The 7,060-nt window shown below is 71.2% G+C and carries 4 protein-coding genes and 1 pseudogene; 4 read left to right on the top strand and 1 reads right to left on the bottom strand.

The annotated features are described in order from the left end of the window. The 4 genes and pseudogenes from AC1DYN_RS23665 to AC1DYN_RS23650 form a co-directional block, all read left to right on the top strand. Positions 1-273: pseudogene (locus AC1DYN_RS23665) on the top strand (hypothetical protein); the annotation flags it as partial. Beyond that, a complete protein-coding gene (locus AC1DYN_RS23660; protein ID WP_477963597.1) occupies positions 258-1,541 on the top strand; it encodes a hypothetical protein in 1,284 nt (427 codons plus the stop codon). The pseudogene AC1DYN_RS23665 and the gene AC1DYN_RS23660, both read left to right, overlap by 16 nt. 49 nt (positions 1,542-1,590) lie before the next feature. Further along, on the top strand, positions 1,591-5,676 hold the full coding sequence (locus AC1DYN_RS23655; protein WP_477963596.1) for a hypothetical protein: 4,086 nt from the start codon (positions 1,591-1,593) through the stop codon (positions 5,674-5,676). Positions 5,677-5,686: 10 nt separating this feature from the next. After that, positions 5,687-6,001: a DUF3467 domain-containing protein gene (locus tag AC1DYN_RS23650; protein ID WP_477963594.1), complete on the top strand. Its 315-nt coding sequence runs from the start codon at positions 5,687-5,689 to the stop codon at positions 5,999-6,001. Here AC1DYN_RS23650 and AC1DYN_RS23645 read toward each other — a convergent pair. After that, positions 5,998-6,942, bottom strand: a complete 945-nt coding sequence (locus AC1DYN_RS23645) for a sigma-54 interaction domain-containing protein (RefSeq protein ID WP_477963592.1) — start codon at positions 6,940-6,942, stop codon at positions 5,998-6,000. The two genes, AC1DYN_RS23650 and AC1DYN_RS23645, sit on opposite strands and share 4 nt — an antisense overlap. Positions 6,943-7,060 lie beyond the last annotated feature (118 nt).

Here is a 7,060-nt window from a genome sequence, read left to right as displayed (position 1 = left end):
GAGGCCCGGCTGCCCACGGCGACGCCGATCCAGCGCGGCGCGCTCGACCCCGGCGCCAATCGCCCGGTGCCGGCGCCCACCGAAGGCGGCGGCACCCACGCGGGCGGGGGAGCCGGCGGTGGCGGCACGCCCCATCCGACGCCGGAGGCGACGCCCGATGCCAACGCCGGCCATGAAACGACTGCCGAACCCGATGGGGAACCGGCCGCCGAGGAGCAATCGCTCGGCGCAGCGCCTGCCATCGAAAAGGGACTCCCATGGACCGTCCACTGAACGTCGCCGGCGCGGCGGCCGCGCTGCCCGGGCCCTTCGACACCCTGCCGCAGCCGCAGGGCATGACGATCACGCCGCCGGTGTCGAAGCTGGTCCACGCGCAGGTGCGTGCGCTGCTCGAATCGAGCCCGGCCTTCCACGACCTGCCGATCTCGCGCCGCGAGGCGATGGGTCGCGACCTCGAGAAGATCGCCGCCTACACCGCCGCGCTCGTCCATGAAGAGTGGGCACAGAGCAAGCGCCTGGGCCAGACGCCGGTGCTGCGCCAGCGCGAGACGCTGCCTGTCGCGGCACAGGAGGTCGCGGCGTGGGCGCCGCAGACAGCGCTGAGTGCATTGGAAGCGACCGTGCCACCGGTGCAGGCCTTTGCGAAGAAGAAGGAGCGCGAGGATTTCGACACGCGCGCGACCGGCTCGGTCGCGAAGATCACGCGCGACACGCTCAACGCGATCGCGTTCCCGACCTTCGTCGCCGACCTGATCAAGGGCACCTTCCAGGCGATCGTCAACGCCAGCATCCAGCAGATGGAGGCCTACGGCGCGCTGCTGGCCAACGTGTCGAAGACGGTCGACCAGTTCATGGCCGACAACATCAGCGACAACAACGCGCGCGACTGGGTCGCGGGCGCCTACCCGAGCCACTTCAAGATCGACGCCAGCGGCGAGCGCCCGCGCGTGGTCGCGCGCGACGATGCCGGCGATGCGGGCAAGCCCGATTTCCGCGGCACGCTGGGCCTGGACGAGGACGTCGACATCTCCGACGAGGCGGCCGAGGAGAAACTGGTGCCGGCCGCGCGGCGCTACCTGGCCAAGAGCCGGCACCAGATGCTGTCGACCATGATGCTGATGGGCATCAACCGCATCGTCATCACGAGCGGCCGCATCTATGCGCGCATGGGCTTCCAGATCAACGCGCAGGACCTGGCCAACGCCGAGAGCGCGAGCCAGTTCGACTTCAAGCACCAGAACAAGCTCAGCTTCGGCGGCGGCCTGGCCGGCTTCCTCGGCGGGCCGAGCGGCGAGCAGCAGACCAGCGTCGCCTACGTCTCGTCGAAGAAGGCCAACAGCAGCGACTCGATCGACGTGCACGCCGACCTGACCGGCGAGGTCGACCTCAAGTTCAAGAGCGACTACTTCCCGATGGAACGCTTCGCCAAGCCGGAGCTGATGTCCATGATCATGGGCAACACGCCCAACCCGACCGCGAACACGCCGGTCAACACCCATGGCGGCGACGGCAAGGCGGCAGCGCCCGCGCCCAGCGCCTGAGACCCCCAACGCACAGGTACGCACAGGTACGCACAGCAAGGAGACCACCATGCGCAGCACCTCTTCGAACTACGTCGGCGCCACCCCGGTCAGCGCGCTGGTGTTCGGCGCCGATTCGACCGCCCCGGTCTCGGCCTTCGACGCGACCCTGAACCTCGGCGCCGCGCAGGGCGACGGCGTGCACACCGTGCCCGCCTTGCGGCGACCGCGCGATCCGCACTATCCGGGCCACGACCTGTCGCGCAACAACTGCTGGCTGCGCTGGACTCAATTGCCGCCCGGCTTCAGCGGCCCGGTCGACATGGTCGTCCACCTGCACGGGTTCACCAGCTACGCCGATGAAAGCCGCCCGCCGCCGATGAACCTGGGCGCCAAGGCCGGCATCAGCGGCCTGGGGCTCGCGAGCCCAGGCGTTCCGCGCGCGACGATCGGCCTGGTGCCGCATGGCGTCGCCGGACGCTGGGTGAACTCGCGGACGGGACAGTTCCAGGGCCAGAGCTTCAACTTTCCGCATGTGGCGACCGCGCAGCAGCTGGGCACCGTGCTCGGCGAGGTGCTCGGCGCCTTCGGTGCCGGGCGCGGCAGCCTGATGCGCGGCCGGATCGTGCTGACCGCGCATTCCGGTGGCGGCGCGCGGCTGCTGCAGTTGCTGCAGTCGACCGCCGGCAGCGGCACGGCGGTGCAGGGCGTGCAGCTGTTCGACGCCACCTACGGCGGGCCCGACTGGCCGGTCGCGCTGCGTCCCTGGGTCGAGGCCGCGCTCGACGCCGACATCGCGCTGGTCGGCACGGCGCGCGGCGAGACGGCGCTGCAGCGCCTGCGCAGCGCCGGCCACCACGTGCGCGTGCTGTCCCTCGGCGGCACGATCACGCAGGCGCAGGCGATCGACCGCATGCTCGTGCAGGTGCTGGCCGCGAAGGCCCCTGACGCCGACCTGCGGGCGCTGCTGCGCAAGTTCTACCGCGTCCAGCGCGTCGTCGGCCGCGGCATCGAGCACAACGACGTGCCGAACACGTTCGGCGGGCGCCTGCTGGCCGACCCGGGCAACGACCTGTCGCCGCAGGCCCAGGACCTGCCGGCGGCCGCGGCGCGTGCCCACGGCCATGGCGAGGAGGGGCAGGGCGACGACTACAGCGCCAGTCATGCGGCCAGCGACGAGTGGGAGGACGGCAGCTACGAGAGCGCCGCCGCCTGGGACGGCGAGGCCTTCGACGTGACGATGCCGCAGCTGCGCGCACCGGCGCGCGCCGGCGATGCGCCGACCGGCTCGGCCTTCATCGGCAGCCTCGGCGAGCGCAAGGGCGTCGAACGCGAGAACCGGATCTTCGAGCAGGTCCGCACCGGCAACATGCCGTCGTGGATGCGCACCTTCCACACCGTGCGCACGACCGCCGACGACCGCGGCGGGCAGAGCCACCAGATCGAGTACTACGTGACGGCCGACGTGCTCACGCTCGGCAGCGACAGCGACAACGTGCGCATCCCGACCGATCCGGTCAGCGCGCAGCGCATCGCCGACCTGTTCGAGTGCCTGCTGCCGACCGCGCGAATGGTCGAGCAGCTCTACCAGGCCGCGCCGACCAAGCTCGCGTTCATCCCGGGCAACTATGCCAACACGCCGCGCGCGCACCTGCAGGACGCCTCGAGCAGCTACCTGTGGCACAGCCAGCAGATCGACCGCCAGCTGCACCGCCCGCCGACCATCCTGACGGCAGGCCACAAGAAGGAGATCGTGATCAGCAACGGCTACCTGCGCGCCGCGCGCAACAAGACGACCGGCGCGATGGGCCCGGCGCGGCCGAAGCTCGCGTTCTACGGCGCCTACACCGCCGGCGGCGTGCCGATCCAGGCGCCGCGCAACGGCACGACGGTCATGCGCGGCTACCCGTCGTTCGCGCACGAGCCGGTGTTCGTCGACTACAGCCATGGCGTGCGCCTGGTCTGGCCGACGATGAAGGTCGACGGCGCCGAGCGCCGCGTCGCCGAGGTGCTGCGCGACCCGAACCTCAGCGTGCTGATCGCCGCCGAGGGGCCGATCAACGACCCGCGCTACACGCTCGACCGGGCCGGCCATGCGGTGAGCGCGCGCGCGGCGGCGGCCGGCTACGAGGATCCGCTGGGTCTCGGACCGGACCCCTACGGCGGCGCGCTCGGCTACGGCGCCACCTGGGACCAGCGCATCTGCCAGGTCGTCGAAGGTTTCCTGAACGGCTGGAAGGGCATCCCGGTGCGCGTGGGCACGCAGACCATCGCCGTGCATCCGCCTTACTTCATGAACGCCAACGCGAGCTCGCTGCCGGCCACCAGGGCGCGGCACGACGCGGCGCGACGGCATCGTGAGGCCGCGCCGGCCGGGCTGCGCGCGGTGCTCGCCGAGCGGCGCTTCAGCAACGCGAAGATCGGCAAGCCGACGCCCGAGGAGATCCGCGACCTGCTGCAGGAAGCCGACACTCGCGGCGTGCTGACGACCGATCCGACCATCAACGGCAATCCGAGCTCCACGACGCTGCGCGCCTTCCTGCAGCACTACGGCCTCGGCATCGACTGCTCGGGCTTCGTGTCGCAGGCGCTGAACCGCATCATCGACCAGGTGCCCGGCGCGGCCGCCGGTGACCGCATCGCGCACCCCGACAGCACGAGCAGCGCCATGCTCAAGGGCGGCCAGGGCAGCTTCGAGCGCGTCACCGATCCGGCCCAGCTCTGCGCCGGCGACACGATGTGGCTCAGCGGCCACATCCGCATCCTGTCGCGCGCCGAGCGACGGGCCGACGGCATCTACTTCTGCACGGCGGAATCGCGCTCGTCGGACCCGGCCGACATCGGGCCGGCGGCGCGCTGGTGGCGCCTGGTGCCCGACCGGGCGGCCACCGCGGCCGACTTCGCCGGCCATCGGCTCGACCGCACCGCCGATGCTGCCGGGCAGGGCGGCTGGGCGCGCGCGCCCGAGGCCAACAAGGAGCATCGCTACGGCCACTACCGCCCGCTGCGCCGCCTGCTGACGGCGGCCGGCGTGACGCCGACGGCGCTGGACGTGTCGGGCTCGGTGACCGCCTTCGGCGCGCCGCCGCGCACGGCGGTGACGACCGACCTGGACCAGGGCGACGTCGACCGCCTGGCGGCGATCCGCTTGCGCAACGCGGCCGACGTCGATGGCTTGTTCAGCCGCGCGGGGCACACCTCGTTCATCGACTGGTACAACGCCGGCCTGGCCCACAGCGCGCCGTTCAGTGCGCGCGGCGCGATCGCGACGAGCCGCCTCGTGCGCGACCGCTTCACGGCGTTCTGGAACCAGGTCGCGACGGCCTTCGACCGCAGCGAGATCACGGCGCTCGACTTCGCCGCGTTCACGGCCATCTCGATCAACGAGACCGGCGGCAACCTGTGGGCGCATCCGGAGCGCGGCGGCGGCGGGCGCAGCGATGCGCGCGGCCGCCATCCGGGCCTGGCGTACTTCTTCGACCGCATCGAGATGAGCCCGGGCCGTTTCAAGGCCAGCTACAACCACCTGAGCAGCGGCCGCACGGCCGGCTTGCTGTTCGACGATGCCGACTTCATCGACGCCCATGGCAGCCTGTCCGGCGCGACGCGGCTGGCCCATCATGGTGGCGATTTCGGCGGTGCGTGGAACGGCAGCTACTACCCGCAGGCCGATTTCACGACTGCCGAGGACCCTGCCGTCAACGGCTTCATCATGCAGGCCGACTTCAACAAGTTCCGCGGCCGCGGCGTGATCCAGACGACGGGCCGGCCGTCGTACAAGCGCTGCGTCGACTTCATCAAGGGCTACCGCGGCAGCAACACGGTGCTGGCCGACTATGCGCGGCGCTGGGCGGCATACACCAGCGACGTCGCCTGCACGCGCAGCCGCACGGAAGACTGGGACCGCATCTTCGAGCAGCCGGAGATGCTGGCCAAGGGCCTGTCGCTGCATGCGGGCACGCGCGACGACTATCGCCGCATGAGCACGACGGCCGCGACGCTCGCCAACGTGCCGGCCGAATCGGCCGGCAACGCGCGCGGCACCACCGGCTCGATCTATGCGATGGGCCGCCGCATCAGCGGCAGCCGCGCCTACGGGGCGGGCGTCTATCGCCAGCGCGTGCTCGCGCTGCTGCATGGCTTCCTGACGCTCTGAAAGCCGTGCCATGCGCCGCCAGCGCCGTTCGCGACGCCAGACCGGGCTTGGGCCGGGCCTGGCGGCCGAACTGGCGGCGGAACTGGCCACCTACGCGAACCAGTTCGAGGTCGGCTACAACGCGTTCGAGTTCCTGCTCGACTTCTCGCAGGACTATGCCGACGCGCCCGGCGAGGCTGGTGCGCCGGCGCACACGCGCATCGTGACGGCCCCGGCCTATGCCAAGGTCTTCCTCGACCTGCTGGACCGCAGCATCGGCGACTACGAGGCGCAGTTCGGCGCGATCGCGTTGCCGGCCAAGGGCGAGGAGCCAGGAGACTCCTAGCCCCCGCACGGAATCTCGTGCTTGGCCATCTTGCGGTAGAGCGTCACGCGCGACCATTTGAGATCGCGCGCCGCGGCGGCCTTGTTCCAGTGGGTGGCGCACAGCACATCGAGGATGCGCTGGCGCTCGTCCGGCACGGCTGACTCGCCGTCGACGTCGAGGTGTTGCGTCAGATACGCCGGCAGTGCGCGCGCGGTGATCGCGCCCTCCGGCGGGTCGATGAAGATCGACTCGATCACGTTGTGCAGCTCGCGCACGTTGCCGGGCCAGGCGTGGGCCAGCAGGCAGGCAAGCGCGTCGTGGTCGAACCAGCCGACCCGCGCGCCTTCGACCGTGCGGCGCAGCGGCGCCATGAAATGGGCGGCCAGCTCGAGGATGTCGTCGCGCCTGTCGCGCAGCGGCGGCAGCTGCACCCGGGCGACATTGATCCGGTAGAACAGGTCTTCGCGGAAGCGGCGCTCGCGCACCATCGCGTCCAGCGGCTGGTGGGTCGCCGCGATGATGCGCAGGTCGACGCGGCGCGCGCGCAGGCTGCCCAGCGGCGTGACCTCGCGATGCTCGATCGCGCGCAGCAGCTTGGCCTGCGACGCGAGCGGCAGGTCGCCGAGTTCGTCGAGGAACAGCGTGCCGCCGTCGGCGGCGACGAAGCGGCCCGCATACGAACGCCCGGCGCCCGTGAAGGCGCCGCGCTCGTAGCCGAACAACTCGCTCTCGATCAGCGTCTCGGGCAGGGCCGCGCAGTTGAGACTGACGAAGGGACCGGCGGCGCGCGCGCTGTGCGCATGCACCAGGCGCGCGATCTCGTCCTTGCCGGTGCCGGTCTCGCCGACGATCAGGAGCGGACAATCATGGCGCGCGGCCTTGCACGCGAACGAAACGGCCGCGCCGAAGGAACGGTTGTGCCCGACCAGCCCCTGCAGGGGGCTCGACTGCAGTTGCATGGTCCACCTCCCGTACTGGACCGGCATCGCTTCATTGCGGTGCGTGGGGAGGTGACGTTAGCGACCCGCGCGTGACGGCGCAAGCGCCAAAGCGCGCTGTAGGGTCGACAAACAAGGG

This window comes from Rhizobacter sp. P2_D12, assembly GCF_056404395.1.
Note: the sequence above shows the minus strand (reverse complement) of the source record. Positions and strands in the feature narration are given on the sequence as shown.